The sequence below is a fragment of the Yoonia sp. 72 genome (genome assembly GCF_034652275.1).
Lineage (GTDB): Bacteria > Pseudomonadota > Alphaproteobacteria > Rhodobacterales > Rhodobacteraceae > Yoonia.
Map to the genome: position 1 here is coordinate 1,040,814 of NZ_JAXIWG010000001.1, position 17,905 is coordinate 1,058,718.

Below are 17,905 nucleotides of genomic sequence, written 5' to 3' on the forward strand. Positions count from 1 at the left end.
CGGGTGCATCCGCGTCAGATCATCGGCTTGCCGCCCGTCACGGCGATGGTGGCACCCGAGACATAGCTCGACATCGGTTCGGCCAGCATCACGTAAGCAGAGGCCATCTCGACCGGCTGCGCGGGCCGTTTCATCGGGTAATTGGCCCCGAACTGGGACACCTTTTCGCCGTCAAAGCTGCCGGGGATCAGCGGCGTCCAAACCGGGCCCGGGGCCACGCAATTCACGCGGATGCCCTTTTCGGCCAGCATCTGCGCCAGACCCATCGTGTAGTTCTGGATTGCCCCCTTGGTCGCGGCATAGGCCAGAAGCGCGGGGCTTGGCTGGTCGGAATTGATCGACGCGGTGTTGATGATTGACCCGCCCTCTTTCATATGCGGCACAGCGGCCTTGGACAGATAGAACATCGCGTGGATGTTGACGGCAAAGGTGCGCTGCCATTCCTCATCCGTGATCTCGTCGATCTCGTCAAAGGTCTGTTGGTGGGCCGCATTGTTGACCAGAATGTCGATCCGGCCGAATTCCTCGACCACATCAGCCACGATAGCACGGCAATGGGCGGGGTCAGAGATATCGCCGGGCAGAAGCAGGCATTGCTGGCCGCATTCAAGGATCAGACGTTCGGTGTCCTTGGCATCCTCGGTTTCATCCAGATAGCTGATCGCGACATTGGCCCCTTCGCGGGCATAGGCGATGGCGACGGCGCGGCCGATCCCGCTGTCACCGCCCGTGATCAGCGCCACGCGGCGGTTCAGCCGCCCGGACCCTTTCCACGAAGTCTCGCCATGATCGGGACGCGGTTCCATCTCGGCGAAACTGCCGGGCAGTTCCTGCGTCTGTTCGGGAAAGGGCGGGCGCGGATAGGACGGCGCGTCGCTCGGCAGGCCGGATATGGCCTGCGCCCCCTCGCCCGGCTGCTTCATCGCATCGTCGGACGGCGGGTTCACATCGTCGCGGTGCTTGCCTGCGGGGTCGATCTGCTGCTGGCGCTGGTCGATCACATCGGGCGCCGGATGACGCAGCTTTTCATTGGCGGGTTGTGCGGGGTCGGGCCTGTCGGATGGCATAAGAGCAATTCCTTTCACTGCTGGTGGTGATGGCACAACACCGCGCAGGACAGGCTTGTTCCGAAGATCGGGCAGGGTGTCGCATTGACCGGAACCCCGCAGAGGCTAAGGCGTTGACGGCAAAACCGAAGGCAGGACAAGACCGGACATGGCCGCAGGCGAAAACCACAAACTGGGGGACCTGATCGGTCGCCTTCGCGACACCACAGCACAGGACAGGGTGGCGATCGAGGACATGATGACCGCTATCGGCGGGCGCGGGATCATCCCGTTTCTTCTCGTGCCAGCCTTGCTGACGATGTCGCCTTTGTCCGGTGTGCCCGGCTTTTCGGCCACAGCGGGCCTCATCATCGCGACGGTATCGGTCTATATGCTACTGAACCGCGACAGCGTCAGCCTGCCGGGTTTCGTCGAGCGCCGGACTGTCGATGGCGCAAAACTGGAAAAGGCATTGTCCAAGGTCCAGCCCTTGGTGGACTGGATCGACCGTCACACGCGGCGGCGCTGGCACCTGCTGTTCACACGGCCGATCATCTGGGTGCCGCAGGGGTTGTGCCTGTTGTCGGGGATGGTCATGCCGTTTCTGGAATTCATCCCCTTCACCTCGTCCATCGTGGCGACGGGCGTGTTTTTGCTGGCGCTGTCGCTGCTCGTGCGCGACGGGCGGCTGTTCATCATCGCCCTGCTGCCCTATGCGGCCGTCATTACCATTGCCGTCAAGCAACTGGCCTGACGGCCCAAGCGGTCAGTGCGCGGGCGACAGGTCGGCCAGAAAGGCCGCCGCCCAGTCCTTGGCACCGCAGGTGGTGACACCGTGCAGCAAGGCCGCATGGCGCGCGCGCCGTTCCTCCAGTGGCATGGTCAGACCGCGATACAGCGCTTCGGCCATATCGTCGACGTCATAGGGATTAACGATCAGCGCATCCTGCATTTCCTCGGCGGCACCGGCAAATTGCGACAGGATCAGCACGCCGGGGTCATCGGGGTTCTGCGCCGCGACGAATTCTTTGGCGACAAGGTTCATCCCGTCGCGCAAAGGTGTGACAAAGCCGATGTCGCTATTGCGCATCAGAGGCGCCAGCACGTCGCGCGGCAGCGGGCGGCAGATATACTGCAGCGGCGTCCAGTCCAGATCGGCAAGCCGTCCGTTTACCGCCCCCGCCATCTGTTCCAGCTCGGCACGGATATCGGCATAGGCGTCCACTTCCCCGCGCGAAGGTGGCGCGACCTGCACGAAATTGACATGTTTGGCAAGTTCGGGATGCACGCGCAGCAATGCGTCGAAGGCGCGGAACCGCTCGGGCAGCCCTTTGGAATAATCCAGCCGGTCCACCCCGATGATCCGCTGCATCCGCACGGCACCGACAGGTGTGGGCGGCACGGATTCCGCGCGCTCGGCGCTGGCAAGGCGCGTAAATTCCGCCGCATCGATGCCGATCGGATAGCGCCCGACCTGCACCTTGCGGTCCTTGGCGTGCAGATGGTCCTTGGTCACGCGGATTTCGGGCGCATGGGCTGCAATATAAGATTTAAGGTTGGTCGCATCGGTTTGGGTCTGGAACCCGAGCACGTCGTAATCCAGAAAACCCCGCATCAGTTCAAGGTGATGCGGCGTCGCAGATAGCAGTTCGGGCGGCGGGAACGGGATGTGCAAGAAGAAGCCGATGCGCTGGCGGCACCCCATCCGGCGCAGGATGCCGGCAAGCGGGATCAGGTGGTAGTCGTGGATCCAGATGATATCGTCGGGCTTGAGCATCGGCAAAAGCTGGCGGGCAAAAGCCTCGTTCACGCGCATATAGCCATCAAACGCGGTCGCGGTGATGTGGACGAGATCAAGCCGGTAGTGGAACAGCGGCCACAGCACGCTGTTGGAATAATCGGAATAGTATTCGCTGAAATCCGCGGGCGAGATCGGGATGCCCACACAGGTGACGGGCCCGTGTTCGCTGATGGTGACAGGGCCGCCGGTCTGCCCGTCGCGGTCGCCGTTCCAGCCCAGCCAGATACCGCCGCGCTTGCGCACCGCATCGGCCAGCCCCACCGCCAGCCCGCCTGTCTGGACCTGTGTGCTAAGGTCGGCGACACGGTTGGACACGACGACAAGCCGCGGCTTGCCCGTGCCCGCTGATGACGACGGGTCGTCGTCCGCGTCCCTGTGCAAGCCTTGGCCAAAGTCGATGCGGGGGGGAGGTGATTGAATGGTCATGCGGCACACCCTGTCTTGCGATTGCTCTGTCTCATGAAACATCCCTCTGTTGTGATTGTTCCCGGCGCGGCGCGTCATGCTTGGAGGCCAGATCAAGATACCGCGCCAATGCCGCAATATCGGGCACGCGGTAGCGCGCCGCGGTCTCGCCCCCGCCCACCTTGACAGAGATACCGTCCATCCGGTTGACCTGCGCAAAGGCCGTCTCGTCCGTGACATCATCGCCTGCAAAGAACGGCACACGCCCCGCGAAGGGGGGCTGCTCCATCAGGCGCGCCACGGCCTCGCCTTTGGTCTGGCGTCCATAGACCAGTTCCAGCACCATCTTGCCCGCGATCAGCGCCAACTGCGGATCAGCGTCGCAGCGGTCCTGCAAGAAGGCACGGCAATCCTCTGCCAGTTCCGGCCGTTTGCGGTAATGCAGCGCGACGGCGCCGGGCTTGGGATCGGCTTCCAGCCCGGTCTGGCGGGCGGCGAAATCTGTGACGGCGGCGACCAGACCGGCATGGGCCTGCGCATCATAGGCAAAGCGCGTCACATCGCCGTTGTGCAGCCGCCGTTCCAATCCGTGAACCCCCACAGCAGGCAGCACGAGCGGGGCCAGCATCCTGTCGATCTGCGCGACCGACCTGCCAGAGATCAGCGCAAGCGCCTGATCCGCCGTGCCTGACAGCCGGTCCAGAATGGCACGCATGGGCGCGCCCACCCGGGCCTTTTGCGGGTCGGGCACGATCGGGGCCAGCACGCCATCCACATCAAGGAAAAAGGCAGTCCGGTCGGGCGCCACATCGGGCGGAGGCTGAAGAACATCAGTCACGTGCAATCCTTTGTTTGTATCGCGCTGCCGGATGAACGCGCCTAACGGCGCTTGGTTGCGTGCCCCGCACGCCAGTCCGGCAAAGACCAGCACCCCCAACAGGCACCGATCATCCGCGTATGGGACGTCAACCGTGGCGGCGGTGCAGCCAGCCTGTTCTTGTCCCGTCAGGGTGGGGTACCATGCGCGGCACCCAAAGGTCCAGTTGACTGCCCCGGTTCAGGGCCGGATCGACGAGAGGGCGGACAACACGCTGTCCGATCACCGCAATCGCCCGTTTTTACGGCGGTTTGAAAACAAAACACCCCGCCACGACGGGCGGGGTGTGTTCGGGAGCCGCGTCTGCGATCAGACGTAGGGCACGCCGTAATAGCCATAGACGTTGCGGCCATAAGCCGGGTCCTGCCATGGGTCTTCGTCCCGCGCATAGCTTGGGGCTTGGTCCAGTTGTTCGCGCGTGACGTTGACGACATAGCCGCCAAGGTCGGGCTCGAACGTCAGCGTGTCCCATGGCAGCGGGTGGTACCGCTCGCCGATGCCCAGAAAGCCGCCGAATGACATCACGGCGTAGGACACCTTGCCGCTGCGCTTGTCCACCATGAAGTTGTAGATGCTGCCGATGTTCTCGCCGTCGTGGTTGTAGACATTGGTGCCTTCGACCTTGTTGGACGCGATCAGGTTATGTGTCTCGTCGATCGTATCGGCATTATCGGCCAGCGAGCGGCTGTCGTTGGTGGTATAGTCGGCCATGGAGAGTCTCCTTCGTGTTGCGATGTGGACTCAACGGGCAGCCAAAGGCGATGTTCCGGCTTTCCCTACAGCCCCTCGCGCTGACAGGCGGTTTCGCGCCGCCTGCCAGAGTTCCATTCGGCAGGTCTAGTCGATCACCGCACAGGCAAGGCGAGCACCGGCATCACCGCTGGGTTGGGACTGGTAGTCATCCGGTTCGCTATGAAAGATCAGGGTCCGACCGGTGACATTGTTCGCGTCACCACCCAGGCGCGTCCAAGGGGAAAACACGTCGGCCAGCAATCGTCCGTCCGCCCGCACATACAGATTTGGCATATCGCCCGTATGCGGACCACCTTCGGCAAGATAGCCATGCGCGTTGCTGCCTGCGTCCCAATGCCCGCCCGCGCTCTCGAAATCGTCTTCGACGTCGCATGTGCCACCTTCGTGGATGTGAAAGGCGATCCATTGGTCGGGCGGCAGGTTCTGAAGATCAAGCTGGATCAGCAACCCCGCGTCAGTGTCGGTCAGACGTGCAATCCCGAGGTCGTCCCCATCCGAAGACAGGAACGCGACCTGCATGTCGGCCATCTCTCGCGGGTCAGTGGTCTGGGCTGTCGCCGCCACGCCAGCGGTCGCGATGATGGCCAGTGATGTCAGAAGTTTTTGCATCTTGGTCCTCCTTTTCTGACGACCGAACCTGTGACGTTGCCGGTTGTTCCTGCGTTAATCACGCCGCCGGATATCGGCGATGATGAAACCGCTTTGCGGTCGCGCGGGCATCCGGCCCACAGACATGGCCATATCCTTTAGCGGCAAGGTGTATTCCATCCGCTCCACCATCAGGCGGTGGCCGCGCGCATGATCGCGACGGTCAGCTGTTCGCCCGGGCAGCGATGACTTTGGGCGGGTTCACCCCCGCCTTTCCTTGGCAATTTTGTCGATGTCGGGAAAGAACGGGTAAAGCCGCCTGACCTCCTCGGCGAAGCGTTCGTACAGCGCGTCACACGCTTTTCTGTCCGGCGGCGCTGCATCAGCGCCTTGAGGACCGAAGGCCCGATGCTGCCGGCGTTCTCGATCATCGCGGTCAGGTCGGCGCAGGTGTCCGTTGCGCTGGGGTCATCATACGGCACCCCCGCCCAGCAGCACACGGCCCGCGTCAGCACGAGGTTGACAGCATCGAACAGGACAACCTTCGGCTGGGTCTGACACCGATCAAGCGCGTGCATCCATTCGTCCTCGAATAGTGCGAGGACTTCGGTCCCAAGTGCGGCACAGGTATCGGGGATCAAGGACAACAATCGCGCAAGGGTGTCGTCGATGCCACGAAGACAGGGACCAGAGGCATCTTGTGTCATTGTCCCCTCACCGCGCGGCCCACCGCATGTTCCGCGCGCGAGCCACCCCGCAAGGCGGAACTTTCGCCGATTTGGCGGGGTTGACTGATCACGGGGCACCCCCGCAGACCAATGATAAAAGGATAACCAAGATGCCCGACAAGAGCAGCCCCACCCCTCCCCCCCAAGACCGCCAGATTGATCCGGTCGATGATGCGGTGCCGATGGACGAGATCATCCAGGAGGTCGCACCCCAGACCTCGCCCGATGTGGAGACAGCACTTGACGACGACGAAGGGGGCGCGGATGCGATCGATCCCGATACCGGGGTGCCCTATCATGACGAGGATGCCGGCGCAGACGCGCCCCACACAACCCGCCAAGGCGGGACAAAGGACGCCTGACCCCATGCGCATCACCGCCGCGCACTGGACCGGCCGACCATGATAGAGGCGGGCGATCTCGGCGATGCCGGATTGATCTATGTGACGGACACCACACCCGGCCTGCTTCGGATCGGCGCAGGCCGGGGCTTCTATTATCGTGACGCCAGGGGCCGCAAGGTTACTGACACCGCCGTCCTGCACCGGATCAAGACGCTTGCCATCCCCCCGGCATGGACCGATGTCTGGATTTGCCCTGACGCAAAAGGTCATCTGCAAGCGACAGGCCGCGACGCCAAGGGCCGCAAGCAGTACATTTATCATCCTGACTGGTCCGCGATGCGCGATGCGGCGAAATTCTCGAGCCTGTCAGCCTTCGCGGACGCCCTGCCCGATTTGCGGCAAACCGTTGAAAGAGACATGCGCAAACCGCCTTTGTCGCCCGACCGCGTGCTGGCCGTGGTGGTCTGGCTGCTGGACCGCACACTGATCCGCATAGGAAACGACATCTATGCGGCCGAGAACAAGAGCTATGGCCTGACCACCTTGCGCGCGCGCCACCTTGATCTGAATGGGGCGAAGCTGCGCTTTTCTTTCACGGGAAAATCGGGGCAGGCTTGGGCCTTGCAGGTCACCGACCGCCGGATCGCCAACACGGTGCGCCAGTTGCAGGACCTGCCGGGCCAGCGGTTGTTTCGGTATCCCGATACGGACGGTCAGCTCCACGAGATCCATTCGCAGGACGTGAACGCCTATATGCGTGCCGCGATGGGCCAACCCTTCACATCCAAACATTTCCGCACTTGGGGTGCGACAGTGCAGGCGGCGGAGAAATTGGCGCAGACCGACACCCCGCCAACGCCGCGGGAACGGGCGCGGGTGCTCAACAGCGTGGTGGATGAAGTGGCCAGCAGACTGCACCATACGCGCACCGTGTGCCGGACGTGCTACATCCATCCGGCGGTCCTCACGGAATGGGAAAAAGGCGAGCTTGGGGCCCAGATGGGAAAGATCCGTCAGTACTTGCGTGGTCAACCACGCGGCCTGAACACCGACGAGGTCGTCCTGCGCAGATGGCTTGATCGGCATGCGGATGCAGGCCAGCCGCCCTGATGGCCGCTGGCCCGTCTTTCAGGTCTCAAGCGCGGCCACGACACCCACACCGGTCTCGGGGCGCCATCTTTCACCGCGGACCGCCGCGATATGGGCAAAAGCGGCTTTTCCGGCATCTATCAGATGCGCTGCGGCCTGATGATAGACGCGCGGAATATAACCGTTGTGCGGTTCGCAGTGCAGTCGCAAGGGCCGCCCCACCGCAAGCTGGCCGGCGCGCAAAGGCGCCTCGTCCCTGTCGGTTCCGGTGACGTGGCGTGTCAGAATGTGCAGCGCCCCATCCGGAACGCCACTTTCCTGTGTGACGGCAAAGCGACCCGTCCAGATCCCCGCACCGGCGAGCGCAAGGACGTTTCTGCGTGTCGCGGGCATGTCATTCTTCCGGCAGTTGTGAAGTCTGCGGATAGGTCCCCGGTCGCGCTGCCTGCATGACGGGGACATCGCCCATCGGCTCCATCGCGCGGATCGAGAATGTGCCTTTGCCATCGACGGATTGTCCCTCGCTCCACCGGCCGGTCGGCGGCACGGCCCCGGCGGCGGTGAACCCGAGGTAGACATAGCTGAAATCCCCGTTCTCGGCGTCCTGCGGGAAGGAATTGGGCACCGGCATCTGGGGTGCTTCGTCTTCCAGCTCTTCCAGTACGGCTTTCCACTGGTTCTGGTGCATCGTATCGCGTGCGATCAGATAGGCCAGCATGTCGCGCATGCCCGCATCGTCCGTCATGTGATAAAGCCGCGTGGCAAGGTTGCGCCCCGTCCCTTCCGCCGTGATGTTGGCATACATGTCACCTGCGATATTGCCCGAGGCGTAGATATGGCTCATGTCGAACGGGACGCCATCGGCGTCCACAGGCATCGCGTTCAGCCCTGCCGACAGGAACTGGCGAAAATTGCGCCCGCCCATAATGGACCCAACGGCGGCATCGGCGGCCCCTTCTTCCTGTAGTGCTATCGGCGCACCTTCGAGGTTCAGCGCCACAGCGGTCGCCAGCATCTCGATGTGCCCAAGTTCTTCGGCGGCGGTGTTCAGCAGCATCTCGCGGTAGCGGGCAGAGCCCGGCCCTTTCATACCCCAGGCCTGGAACATGTATTGCATCGCAACGCGGATCTCGCCCTCGACGCCGCCGATGGCCTGTTGCAGCGCCCGCGCGAAAACGGGGTTGGGGGTATCCACGCGGACGGGGAATTGCAGTTTGTAGTCGGTGTAAAACATGGGCTGAACCTTTTGTTGAGGATGGGGCGGCTAGGTCACGCCGCCCGGTTTGCGGACCACCTTGGTCCATTCGTCCTGCTTGTCGCGGAAGTTGGCATAGCCGCGCGGGGCATCTTCCGGCGGCAGGCGGTGCGAAACCCTTGGCTTTCCATGCCGCCAGCACATGTGTCTGGCGGCAGTCGATCACCTTTGCCCCAAGCTGGCGCGCAAGGCCCAGAATGTCTGCCCAACATCACACCGCGGATGACGATTTGAGGATCGGAAACGGTATCGACGCGAACGTCATGCGTGCCGTGACAGGTCAATGCGCACATCGGGGTCTCCTTGATCTGTCCTGCGGTTTTGCGCGGTGGCGACTTCTCCGGTTTCCATCAGCATCTTGAAGCGTCGCAGATCGCGCCGCGCCTGCAGAGCGGGTTCCCGGTATTGCCGAAACACTCCTGTCGGGAGGTCCAGCCTTGGGCGCTGGCGGGTGGCCTCTGGGCGATCTCGGCCTTGCACCGATGGTTGTATAAGACCGCCAAGACGCCCCGTTTCAAAAACACCTGCCGCGGCAGCCAGCGGCAGGATACCTGTGTTGGCGGGGCGGTATGGTCCATCTCTGGAATGTCCTGCCATCTGGTCCTCCGGTTCTGAGCGCAACCAACCGGGGGATGTGGGGAATGTTCCTGACGGATGCCGCCTCAGACGCAGTAGGTCGTCAGCACCACCGGCAGCATCGTCCACACCGCCGCGACGACGCCGACCCATGCGGTGGCGCGGCCGGTGAAGTTGACAAAACCCGAGGTCGAGGAGAACCGGTCCTGATAGAGCGCCCAAAGCAGGATCACCTGCACCGCAACGGCCAACGCAAAGGCCGCAACCAGCAGCACCCGCGCCAGCGACAGGCCGAAGACCGTGCTGTAAATCTCGAATCCGCAGATCACCCCGTGCAGCCCGTAAACGGCGCTGAACGCAGCCAACCAGACCAGTGGGGCGATCAGGATGCGTGTCAGGTCCATCATAGCGTCAACCCCGACAGATGCCCGACCAGCAGCACCAGCGACCCGATGACGGCGACGTAATCGGCCCAGAGGCTGACCACCGCGAATTCCGACCGGCGTGCAGGGGATGTATAGCCTTGCCGGACCCGCGCGATCAGATGGCCGGTCATCAGCAGGATCACTGCGGCATGGAACAAGCCGTAGCTGCCCAGCACGAACAATGTCGCGGCATAGGCATGCTCGGTGGGGGGTGGCGTGCGCCACAGCATGACCCCGCAACACGCGCCGAACACCAGCGCTCCGATCAAGGCGATGCCCAGCGCAGGCAGGGTCGCGCGGGCGTCGCGCACCGCCGCCATCGCCAGTCGCAGCGCGACTGCCCCGGTCAGTGCACCTGCAACACCAAGGCCCAGTTCGGCCAAGGAGGGCTCGAACCGCACGGCAGGCGGCCAGCCGGGGGCAACGGTCCACAGAAAGGCGAAACCGAACAGCAGGCAGCCGAAAAGCGTGGCATTGGCGAACATCAGAAACAGCGATCCCCACCAGCCCGGTGACCGGTCCGTCGCGCTGGCATGCGGCACGATGATACCCTGCCCGATGTCCTGCGCGCCAAGATCATCCTTGCGCCCCAGCATCCAGACCCAGCGCAGCGCAAGACCCGCAACGCCGACCATCCCGATAGGGACCATCCAGTAGGTTTTCAGCAAAAGCCCCAGAAAGAAGATGCCCGTCACTGCCGACATCAAAATCGGCAGGCGGGTATTGGCAGGATAGATCACATGCGCCTCGGGACGGCCTGTGGCAGCATCGACCATCAGCGTCTCGCGCCAGTCCGCGCGGGGGGTGCCCAGATAGCCATGGCCTTGCGCCAGCCTGACGGGCAGCGCGGGGTTGTCGGTCAGTGGATGGCGGCTGTCCACATGCGGCAGGCTGGCGAAGTTATAAGACGGCGGCGGGGTCATCATCGCCCAGTCCAGCGTGCCCGCCTGCCAGGGGTTGCGCCTGCTCTTGCGTGACGACAGGACATGCAGGATCACGTCCAGCAGGACCATCGCGATCCCGATGGACAGAACGAAACTGCCAACGGACGAAATCAGGTTGATCAGGGTCCAGCCATCTTCGGGGCTATAAGTGTCGATCCGGCGGCGCTGGCCCAGAAGGCCGACCCAATGCATCGCGAAAAAGGTCACGTGAAAGCCCGCGAAAATCAGCCAGAAGGCGAATTCGCCCAAGCGAAAGAACCGCTTGCGCCCCGAGACATGCGGCAGCCAGTAATAGATGCCCGCAAAGACCGGAAAGACGAACCCGCCGAACAGCACGTAATGCAGATGTGCGGTGATAAAGGCCGTGTCATGGACCTGCCAGTTGAACGGCACCATCGCAACCATGACGCCGGTCAGCCCGCCGATCACGAAGGTCGCAAAAAAGCCCATGATGTGCAGCATCGGCAAATGAAGTTCGGGCCGCCCTTTCCACATGGTCCCGATCCACGCAAAAAGCTGCACCGCTGTCGGCACCGCGACCAGCGTCGAGGCCGCCGAAAAGAACGCAAGCCCCATATGCGGGATGCCCGTGGTGAACATGTGATGCACCCAGAGCCCAAAGGACAAAAACGCCAGCGCGACAATCGCCGCCACGATCCAGCCATAGCCGATCAGCGTCGTGCGGCACATCACCGGCAGGACGGTGGACACGATGCCAGCGGCGGGCAGGAAGATGATATAGACCTCGGGATGCCCGAACAGCCAGAACAGGTGCTGCCACAGCAAGCTGTCACCGCCCAGTTCGACCTGAAAGAACGGAAAGCCGAAGGCGCGTTCCACCTCCAGCAGGATCGAGCCAAGGATCAGCGGCGGGAACCCCGTCAGGATCATCAGGGCCGTCACCAGCGCATACCACGCAAAGATCGGCATCTTCGCCAACGTCATCCCGGGCGCGCGAAATTTCAGGATCGACACGCAAATCTCGGCCGCCGCAGCGATGGCCGAAATCTCGACAAAGGTGATCCCGATCAGCCAGAAATCGGTGTTGATCCCCGGCGAATAGATCGCATTGGACAGGGGCGTGTACATGAACCAGCCACTGTCGGGCGCGATGCCCAAAAGCATCGACACCAGCAGCATCGACCCGCCGAACACATAGCACCAATAGCCGTAAGCCGTCAGGCGCGGAAAAGCGAGATCGCGGGTGCCAAGGATCTTGGGCAGAAGATAGATCGCCAGCCCCTCGAACGCGGGGATCGCGAAGAGGAACATCATGATCGTCCCGTGCATCGTGAAGATCTGGTTATAGATCTCTGGTCCCGCAAAGGCAGAATGCGGCGTCGCGAGCTGCGCGCGGATCAGCATCGCAAGGATGCCCCCGACGACGAAGAAGAAGAACGAGGTGACAAGGAACATCCGCCCCAGATCGGTGTGGTTCACGGTGGAAAACCAGCCCCGGAAACCCCGCTCTGACGCCCAGATGGCATCGAGCTTGCGATGGCGTGCAACGACGTTCACTCGGTCTCTCCTGTAATGAAATCGGCCCATCCGGCCGCGTCATGGGCCCTGACGATGAATCCGAAATCGGCATAGTTTTCGCCGCTGAATTCCGCGCTCAGCCCCTGATAATCGCCCGGCGCATCGGCCTCGATCCGCAGCACGTTGGCGCGGCCGGGGACGGCGTCGAGCTTGCCCGCAAGGCGCGGCACCCAGAAACTGTGGATCACATCGGCCGTGGTGATAGAAACGTCCACAGGCTGGCCTGCGGGAATGTGCAGAATATCCTCGGTCACGCGGCCCGGCGCATCGGCATAGCTGAAGGTCCAGACCCAGCGCTGGCCCTCTGCGCCGACCTGCACGACGGTGGCATCGTCGCGGGGTAACAGCCGCTCGCCGATGACCAGCCCGAAACCCAGCAGCACCGCCAGCACGACCATAGGGAATGCAAGTCCAAGCGCGATGATCCAGACCCGCACCTGCTTGCCCTCGTCAGCCGCCTCGTCCGGTCTGCGCCGCACGAAGGCCAGCACCACCAAGGCCATGACCAGCACGAAAATCAGCACCGCCCCGACCAGCATGGCCCACCACAGATCGGCGATCACACGAGCGGCGGGACCCGCCGTTTGCAGCGTCGATGTCGCACCATCGCAACCATTCAGCGCCAAAAGCGTTGTGGCAAGGATCAACCCCCTAGGAGCCAGTGACCCATGCCTGAAGACAAAGTCGAAACCGAAGCGGACGAACTGATCGACCCGATCGGCGCATTGCCGGATTTCAACAAGACGGAATCGCGGATCGCGCTTGCAGGCCACCCGATCCACGCAATGAGCGTTGCCTTCCCCGTCGCCCTGACCTTCTGCACCTTCGGCGCGGATGTGTTCTATTGGCTGACAGGCGATATCTTCTGGGCGCGGGCCGCAGTCTGGGCGGCGGGCACTGGGTTTTTGCTGGGCATGTTCGCCGGCATCTCGGGGACGGCCGAATTGCTGCTGGTCTCGGGTATCCGCGCCCGCGCACCCGCTTGGACGCATTTCATCATCGCGGTCACGCTGCTTGCCGCTTTGGGGGCGAACTGGGGTCACAGGCTGTCGGGCTTCGAGTCCGCAGTGCTGCCCTACGGCATTATGCTGTCGGGGCTTTGCGTGCTGATGGTGATGTTCACGGGTTGGCATGGTGGCAAGCTCGTCTTTGACTATCAACTGGGCACATCGAAGGGGAAATCGTAGCCGCGCGGCTCGAGAAGCCAGTCCGGCATCTCGAGCCAGTCCGCTGCAGGCTTGGCCAGCACCAGACACAGGATCGCGATGACGGCCAGCAGCACACCCCCTGTCGGGATCATCGGCGATGGGGGCGTGTGTTCGTTAGGCTCCTCGGCAGTCAGCACAAGGATGTGCCCGATCCACGCGTGCAAGGCGACAAGGATCGCGACAAAGACCATCTTGGCATAGAACCACGGCACGAAAACCTCGCGCAGAAAGATCAGCCAAGTGCCCGCGATCACCGCGACAACCGCCGCGGGCGTCACACATAGCGTGTAGGTGATATGCGCCGCGCGCCGGATATGGGTATAATCATCCGCGCCGATCGCCGGTTCGTGGCGCGCCAGCATCACGGGCAGGATCAGCAGGCCGCTGCACCAGATCAGCAGTGCCGCGATATGGACCCCCTTGAAAATCGGGACCAGCGTCATAACCCACTCTACCACGACAGATCACCCCGCAGGCGGGTCCAGCTTTGGCGCGCCATGACAACGGCGGCCACCGCATAGGGCAAGCCCGCAGGCACCCACATGATCAGCCCGCCCAGTTGCTGATCGCGCAGCGGGCTCATACCCCAGTCGAACGGGGCAACCGCATGGACTTCGTAGAGCGCCGAGGGCGCAAAGGTCAGGATCGCCCCCAGCAGCCCCATCTGGCCAAAGTTGGCGATGATATAGACCAGGTGCAGCACAGGCGCGCCGTCGCGGGCGAAAACCACACGCCAGAACCACACCGCACTTGCCAGCAGGGAAATCTGCATCACCCAATAGACCGCGACATGCGACAGCGCCGCGTCATAAGCCGCAGGCAGGTGCCAGCCCCACAGCACCGCCGTCGCCACGCCAAAAGGCAGGCCCGGCCCCGACCGGAAGCTGCCGCGAAAGCCCCAGCCCAGCAGAGGGGCAGCAACAGCGACCAGCAGCACATGATGCACGACACGCGCCGAAAACAGCGCCGAGGACAGCGCGCAGAGCGGCGAGACAAAGGCCACGACCAGCACGAAAACAGCCCCGATCCCCGCGGGATTGCGCCGCAAAAGCCACGCCATCACGGCCAAGGCCACCAGCAGCGGCGGGTCAAAGTTCCAGCTTGTCCATAGCTGATCGGGAAGCGGCGGCGGGCCGCAGTAAATCCTGTCCATCGACAAGGCTCTCCTTGGGTGCGCAGGGGTGTGATGCAGTCCCTTTGCTGGCTGAACGCCCCCGCCCCGCGAAGGTTCCCCGCAAGATCAGGAACCGCCGCGCGTTTCGGGCGTTGACAGGGCACAACCGGAAGGGAGCGACCATGCCACAAGACCATAAAACCACGCGCGGGATGCCCCGCAGCCTGATCTACGCGATGATCCCGATCGGGTTCATCCTGCTGGTGCTGTTCCTGATCTTTTCAGGCCTCGTCACCCAAGAGGTCGCGGACGATCCCGGCGTTGTCGTACAAGACGAGGACCAGACAGGCACCGAACAGATCGGCACCCCGCCTGCCGCCGCACCCTGACGGGGCGGCGTTGGCCTAGCGGCGCGGGTCTTCGTCTGTGATGGCGTCACCCGCGGCACGCGGGACAACCAGCGGCATCACCGCAAGGATCAGCAGCACGACAGCCGTCGACAAGACGGCGGTCGCCTCCAGCCCCAGCCCGACAATGACGCCGATCCCGGCGGTCGCCCAGATGCTGGCGGCGGTCGTCAGCCCCTCGACCTGATGGCGCGAGGACCGCACGATAATGGCCCCTGCCCCCAGAAAGCCGATCCCCTGCACGATGCCTTGCAGGACGCGCGACATATCGGCGATTCCCATGCCCGCCTGCATTGGCCCGATCACGAACAGCGCGGCCCCCACGGCGACCAGCATATGCGTGCGCACACCGGCACTTTTGGCCTTACGCTCGCGGTCATAGCCCAGCACGCCCCCCAAAGCCGCGGCAATCAGCAACCGCAGCGTGACTACGGTGATCGTGGCAATATCGGGAAGGTCGGCAAATTCGGCGGCGATCGTGGTCCAGATCTCTTGCAGCATTCCTGTCTCTTTTCATCGCATGACGGCACGCGCTCAACGCCGGGCGCAGGTCGGGGGTTCCGTGCTGTTGCTATTGTCAGCGGCGCTTGCCCGCAGGCAGACGCGCCAGATAGTCGGGGATCACTGTCGCAGGGATAGCGCCACGATCCTCCAGCAGCTCGAGCACGCTGACCACCAGATCGGCATTGTCGATCACGGCATCCGCGATGACGGCCAGTTTCTTGAGGCTGTCGTCATCGAACGCCGTCATGTTGCGCAGGTCACGCACGAAAATCGCATCGCCATCCACCGCCTGCGCGAATTCGGACCGGCGCAGGCTGCCACGGTGCCTGCGCGACAGCGCCACATGTTTGAGCGAGGCAAAACGCAGGAATTCAAAGCCCTGCGCGTGCAGCTCGGCCGCAAGATCGCCGAAGCGCGGTTCATCCTGATAGATCGGAAACATGCGCATTTCGGTGATGATCACCAGCGCCTGCGCCAGCTTTGCACGGCCATGCGCGATGATCTGCGTCTCTGCCCCCTGCACGTCGATCTTGAGCAGGTCCACAGGCGGGATTTCGGCTATGTCATCCAACCGGCTAGTCACCAGATCGACGGTGCCAGCAAGATTGGCGCCCTTGCCAAAGCCCAGATACCGCGCGCTGTGCTCATCGATTGGATAAAGCGAGGTAAAGCCTTGGGCGGCGTAAAGATTCAGCTTTGCAGGCGTCCCGTCACCGACGGCATCGGGAAAATAGGTTTCCGCCTCGGATTTCTGCGCGTTGAGCGCGTCCAAAGCCGCAGCCTGAGGCTCGAAGCCAAAGACAGAGGCAAGGCCCGCGCGCAGCAAGGGCACATAAGGCGCGGTCCCTTCGATCAGGGGATTGGCACCGACATCAAGCACAGTGATCGGGTCGTGCAGCCCCAACGCACGCGCCAGCACGGCGAAGCGGGGGACATCTGCCGTGGCAACATCAAGCGCGCGCGTGATGCGGGCGGACTCGTCCGCAGTCGCCCCCTTGAGCACCTGCCGCATCCGGTGCCGCGAATAGCCGCGATCACCTGTCGCAATACGGTCCAGTACGACATCCAGCGGGATGGCAGGATGATAAACATTTGCTCGGGCAGTATATCGGTGAACCGCCTCTGCGAGGTGCGGGGGATTGGTGGCAAAGGTCCGGGGTGTAAAAAGATCGGGCAGAAGATCGTTCAACGAATGTGCGGCAAAACTGCCGGTCTGTGTCGCGGCACACAGGATCGCCTCGTCATTTATCAGCGGCGCAACGCCAGCGGCAACGCTGCGGCAGCGCAAGTCATGCATCCAATCGATCGCCGGGGCGGAACAGCGTGTGACCGGAAAATAGCATCCCATCTGCGGGTCGTACCCAAGGGCCTGCAAGCCGCGCGAGTATTTCGGCGCAGTTTCTCTGGGGCCAAGGGCTGCGGCCAGCAGGTCTGACGGGTCTTTCTGGACGGCCTGCACGAAAAGCGTGGCCGCGTTGGCGGAAAAGGCGACATCCGATTCAACCAGACAGAAATGCGTGACCTCGGGCATGTGCCTGCGCGCGGCGTAATAGCAGACGTCTCCGCAAAGCCAGCCCCAGTCGGGCGGCATGTCCAGTAAACCAAGCGCCGCCAGTTCGGTGTCGTTCAGGCTGATCTTGGGAAAGGGCGCGGTGTCAGCCAGAGCCTTGCGTTCGTCAACGACCACAACCACATCAGCGCCGGCGTCTGACAAGGACAACGCCACATTGCGCGCCATTGCATCAAAGGCCTGACATCTGACCAGAAAAACCGTCTGCACGAAAACCTCTCACCGCGGTCTGAACAGGCCCCCACGCTCCGGCCGCCTTTGCGCCGCTTGGCCTGTAGCCTAGACCTTCGCGAAAACACCGCTCTCGGCGGCAAAGCCCTTGATCTCGATCGGGTTGCCGGACGGGTCGCGGAAGAACATCGTCCATTGTTCGCCCGGCTCGCCCTTGAACCGGACCGACGGCGCAAGGATGAAATCGGTCTGCCGTTCTTCCAGACGGCCCGCAAGCAGCGTCCAGTCCTCCAGCGGTAGCACGACACCGAAATGGGGCATGGGCACCATGTGATCGCCCACCTTGCCGGTCGGGGCATTGGCGAAAGGTTCGCCCAGATGCAGGCTGAGCTGATGGCCGAAAAAGTCGAAATCGACCCAAGTGTCGGTGGACCGGCCTTCGACGGCACCCAGCGCGCCGGTGTAGAATGCGCGCGCCTCGTCCAGATCGGTGACGTGATAGGCGAAATGGAATGGAACGGGCATCGGCGTCTCCTTGGGCTGCGTGGCCTAGACCTATAC

The 17,905-nt window shown here is 63.1% G+C and carries 21 protein-coding genes; 5 read left to right on the forward strand and 16 right to left on the reverse strand.

The features are described 5' to 3' along the window. Window positions 1–14 precede the first annotated feature (14 nt). Entirely contained in the window at window positions 15–923 is a 909-nt protein-coding gene (locus VCK47_RS05385; RefSeq protein WP_322890032.1) for a glucose 1-dehydrogenase, read from the reverse strand. A gap of 292 nt (window positions 924–1,215) precedes the next feature. On the opposite strand from VCK47_RS05385, the gene VCK47_RS05390 reads away from it, so the two are divergent. Beyond that, the gene (locus VCK47_RS05390; RefSeq protein WP_322889685.1) at window positions 1,216–1,800 is read left to right on the forward strand and encodes an exopolysaccharide biosynthesis protein; all 585 of its coding nucleotides are present in this window, start codon (window positions 1,216–1,218) and stop codon (window positions 1,798–1,800) included. A gap of 12 nt (window positions 1,801–1,812) precedes the next feature. Here VCK47_RS05390 and VCK47_RS05395 read toward each other — a convergent pair whose 3' ends face one another. The 5 genes from VCK47_RS05395 to VCK47_RS05415 all read right to left on the reverse strand — a co-directional run bounded on the left by VCK47_RS05395 (window position 1,813) and on the right by VCK47_RS05415 (window position 6,177). After that, window positions 1,813–3,273: an alpha,alpha-trehalose-phosphate synthase (UDP-forming) gene (locus tag VCK47_RS05395; protein ID WP_322889686.1), complete on the reverse strand. Its 1,461-nt coding sequence runs from the start codon at window positions 3,271–3,273 to the stop codon at window positions 1,813–1,815. Window positions 3,274–3,304: 31 nt separating this feature from the next. Further along, window positions 3,305–4,090: a trehalose-phosphatase gene (gene otsB, locus VCK47_RS05400; protein ID WP_322889687.1), complete on the reverse strand. Its 786-nt coding sequence runs from the start codon at window positions 4,088–4,090 to the stop codon at window positions 3,305–3,307. Window positions 4,091–4,438: 348 nt separating this feature from the next. Continuing rightward, complete coding sequence (locus tag VCK47_RS05405) at window positions 4,439–4,840, reverse strand: PRC-barrel domain-containing protein (protein ID WP_322889688.1); 402 nt, start codon at window positions 4,838–4,840, stop codon at window positions 4,439–4,441. 126 nt (window positions 4,841–4,966) lie between these two features. Next, entirely contained in the window at window positions 4,967–5,491 is a 525-nt protein-coding gene (locus VCK47_RS05410) for a superoxide dismutase family protein (RefSeq protein ID WP_322889689.1), read from the reverse strand. Window positions 5,492–5,661: 170 nt separating this feature from the next. Continuing rightward, window positions 5,662–6,177, reverse strand: coding sequence for a hypothetical protein (locus VCK47_RS05415; RefSeq protein WP_322889690.1), 516 nt, complete (start codon window positions 6,175–6,177; stop codon window positions 5,662–5,664). Between the two features lie 131 nt (window positions 6,178–6,308). Between VCK47_RS05415 and VCK47_RS05420 the strand changes: the two genes are divergently transcribed. Then, window positions 6,309–6,560 (forward strand): hypothetical protein, encoded by a 252-nt coding sequence (locus VCK47_RS05420; RefSeq protein WP_322889691.1) that lies wholly within the window; start codon window positions 6,309–6,311, stop codon window positions 6,558–6,560. Between the two features lie 39 nt (window positions 6,561–6,599). Further along, a complete protein-coding gene (locus VCK47_RS05425) occupies window positions 6,600–7,652 on the forward strand; it encodes a DNA topoisomerase IB (protein WP_322889692.1) in 1,053 nt (350 codons plus the stop codon). An 18-nt stretch (window positions 7,653–7,670) separates the two neighbouring features. Here the strand turns inward: VCK47_RS05425 and VCK47_RS05430 are convergent, their stop codons facing one another. The 5 genes from VCK47_RS05430 to VCK47_RS05450 form a co-directional block, all read right to left on the reverse strand. Beyond that, window positions 7,671–8,024, reverse strand: a complete 354-nt coding sequence (locus VCK47_RS05430; protein ID WP_322889693.1) for a hypothetical protein — start codon at window positions 8,022–8,024, stop codon at window positions 7,671–7,673. Window position 8,025: 1 nt separating this feature from the next. After that, entirely contained in the window at window positions 8,026–8,865 is an 840-nt protein-coding gene (locus tag VCK47_RS05435) for a manganese catalase family protein (protein ID WP_322889694.1), read from the reverse strand. A 683-nt stretch (window positions 8,866–9,548) separates the two neighbouring features. Then, a complete protein-coding gene (locus VCK47_RS05440; RefSeq protein ID WP_322889695.1) occupies window positions 9,549–9,869 on the reverse strand; it encodes a hypothetical protein in 321 nt (106 codons plus the stop codon). Further along, on the reverse strand, window positions 9,866–12,349 hold the full coding sequence (gene ctaD, locus VCK47_RS05445; RefSeq protein ID WP_322889696.1) for a cytochrome c oxidase subunit I: 2,484 nt from the start codon (window positions 12,347–12,349) through the stop codon (window positions 9,866–9,868). Before ctaD ends, VCK47_RS05440 begins: the two co-directional genes overlap by 4 nt. Further along, window positions 12,346–13,017: a cytochrome B gene (locus VCK47_RS05450; RefSeq protein ID WP_322889697.1), complete on the reverse strand. Its 672-nt coding sequence runs from the start codon at window positions 13,015–13,017 to the stop codon at window positions 12,346–12,348. The genes ctaD and VCK47_RS05450 overlap by 4 nt, the downstream gene beginning before the upstream one ends. Before the next feature lie 21 nt (window positions 13,018–13,038). Here VCK47_RS05450 and VCK47_RS05455 point away from each other — a divergent pair, with 21 nt between their 5' ends. Next, a complete protein-coding gene (locus VCK47_RS05455) occupies window positions 13,039–13,557 on the forward strand; it encodes a DUF2231 domain-containing protein (protein WP_322889698.1) in 519 nt (172 codons plus the stop codon). On the opposite strand, the gene VCK47_RS05460 is transcribed toward VCK47_RS05455, so the two are convergent. Both VCK47_RS05460 and VCK47_RS05465 read right to left on the reverse strand, forming a co-directional pair. Further along, the gene (locus VCK47_RS05460; RefSeq protein ID WP_322889699.1) at window positions 13,527–14,021 is read right to left on the reverse strand and encodes a CopD family protein; all 495 of its coding nucleotides are present in this window, start codon (window positions 14,019–14,021) and stop codon (window positions 13,527–13,529) included. The two genes, VCK47_RS05455 and VCK47_RS05460, sit on opposite strands and share 31 nt — an antisense overlap. Before the next feature lie 8 nt (window positions 14,022–14,029). Then, complete coding sequence (locus tag VCK47_RS05465) at window positions 14,030–14,731, reverse strand: cytochrome c oxidase assembly protein (RefSeq protein ID WP_322889700.1); 702 nt, start codon at window positions 14,729–14,731, stop codon at window positions 14,030–14,032. Between the two features lie 143 nt (window positions 14,732–14,874). Between VCK47_RS05465 and VCK47_RS05470 the strand changes: the two genes are divergently transcribed. Further along, complete coding sequence (locus VCK47_RS05470; RefSeq protein ID WP_322889701.1) at window positions 14,875–15,081, forward strand: hypothetical protein; 207 nt, start codon at window positions 14,875–14,877, stop codon at window positions 15,079–15,081. A 15-nt stretch (window positions 15,082–15,096) separates the two neighbouring features. Here the strand turns inward: VCK47_RS05470 and VCK47_RS05475 are convergent, their stop codons facing one another. The 3 genes from VCK47_RS05475 to VCK47_RS05485 form a co-directional block, all read right to left on the reverse strand. After that, the gene (locus tag VCK47_RS05475) at window positions 15,097–15,600 is read right to left on the reverse strand and encodes an MgtC/SapB family protein (protein ID WP_322889702.1); all 504 of its coding nucleotides are present in this window, start codon (window positions 15,598–15,600) and stop codon (window positions 15,097–15,099) included. A gap of 76 nt (window positions 15,601–15,676) precedes the next feature. Beyond that, window positions 15,677–17,383, reverse strand: a complete 1,707-nt coding sequence (locus VCK47_RS05480) for an FkbM family methyltransferase (protein ID WP_322889703.1) — start codon at window positions 17,381–17,383, stop codon at window positions 15,677–15,679. A 69-nt stretch (window positions 17,384–17,452) separates the two neighbouring features. Then, a complete protein-coding gene (locus tag VCK47_RS05485; RefSeq protein WP_322889704.1) occupies window positions 17,453–17,869 on the reverse strand; it encodes a VOC family protein in 417 nt (138 codons plus the stop codon). Window positions 17,870–17,905: the final 36 nt, after the last annotated feature.

Excerpts from the sequence above, each read along its gene's own strand:
- VCK47_RS05390 (WP_322889685.1), top strand. The coding sequence starts at position 1,216 with ATGGCCGCAGGCGAAAACCACAAACTGGGGGACCTGATCGGTCGCCTT.
- VCK47_RS05455 (WP_322889698.1), top strand. The coding sequence starts at position 13,039 with ATGCCTGAAGACAAAGTCGAAACCGAAGCGGACGAACTGATCGACCCG.
- VCK47_RS05420 (WP_322889691.1), top strand. The coding sequence starts at position 6,309 with ATGCCCGACAAGAGCAGCCCCACCCCTCCCCCCCAAGACCGCCAGATT.
- VCK47_RS05405 (WP_322889688.1), bottom strand. The coding sequence starts at position 4,840 with ATGGCCGACTATACCACCAACGACAGCCGCTCGCTGGCCGATAATGCC.
- VCK47_RS05475 (WP_322889702.1), bottom strand. The coding sequence starts at position 15,600 with ATGCTGCAAGAGATCTGGACCACGATCGCCGCCGAATTTGCCGACCTT.
- VCK47_RS05395 (WP_322889686.1), bottom strand. The coding sequence starts at position 3,273 with ATGACCATTCAATCACCTCCCCCCCGCATCGACTTTGGCCAAGGCTTG.
- VCK47_RS05415 (WP_322889690.1), bottom strand. The coding sequence starts at position 6,177 with ATGACACAAGATGCCTCTGGTCCCTGTCTTCGTGGCATCGACGACACC.
- VCK47_RS05435 (WP_322889694.1), bottom strand. The coding sequence starts at position 8,865 with ATGTTTTACACCGACTACAAACTGCAATTCCCCGTCCGCGTGGATACC.
- VCK47_RS05470 (WP_322889701.1), top strand. The coding sequence starts at position 14,875 with ATGCCACAAGACCATAAAACCACGCGCGGGATGCCCCGCAGCCTGATC.
- VCK47_RS05460 (WP_322889699.1), bottom strand. The coding sequence starts at position 14,021 with ATGACGCTGGTCCCGATTTTCAAGGGGGTCCATATCGCGGCACTGCTG.
- VCK47_RS05425 (WP_322889692.1), top strand. The coding sequence starts at position 6,600 with ATGATAGAGGCGGGCGATCTCGGCGATGCCGGATTGATCTATGTGACG.
- VCK47_RS05385 (WP_322890032.1), bottom strand. The coding sequence starts at position 923 with ATGAAGCAGCCGGGCGAGGGGGCGCAGGCCATATCCGGCCTGCCGAGC.
- VCK47_RS05440 (WP_322889695.1), bottom strand. The coding sequence starts at position 9,869 with ATGATGGACCTGACACGCATCCTGATCGCCCCACTGGTCTGGTTGGCT.
- VCK47_RS05465 (WP_322889700.1), bottom strand. The coding sequence starts at position 14,731 with ATGGACAGGATTTACTGCGGCCCGCCGCCGCTTCCCGATCAGCTATGG.
- VCK47_RS05410 (WP_322889689.1), bottom strand. The coding sequence starts at position 5,491 with ATGCAAAAACTTCTGACATCACTGGCCATCATCGCGACCGCTGGCGTG.
- VCK47_RS05430 (WP_322889693.1), bottom strand. The coding sequence starts at position 8,024 with ATGCCCGCGACACGCAGAAACGTCCTTGCGCTCGCCGGTGCGGGGATC.
- VCK47_RS05485 (WP_322889704.1), bottom strand. The coding sequence starts at position 17,869 with ATGCCCGTTCCATTCCATTTCGCCTATCACGTCACCGATCTGGACGAG.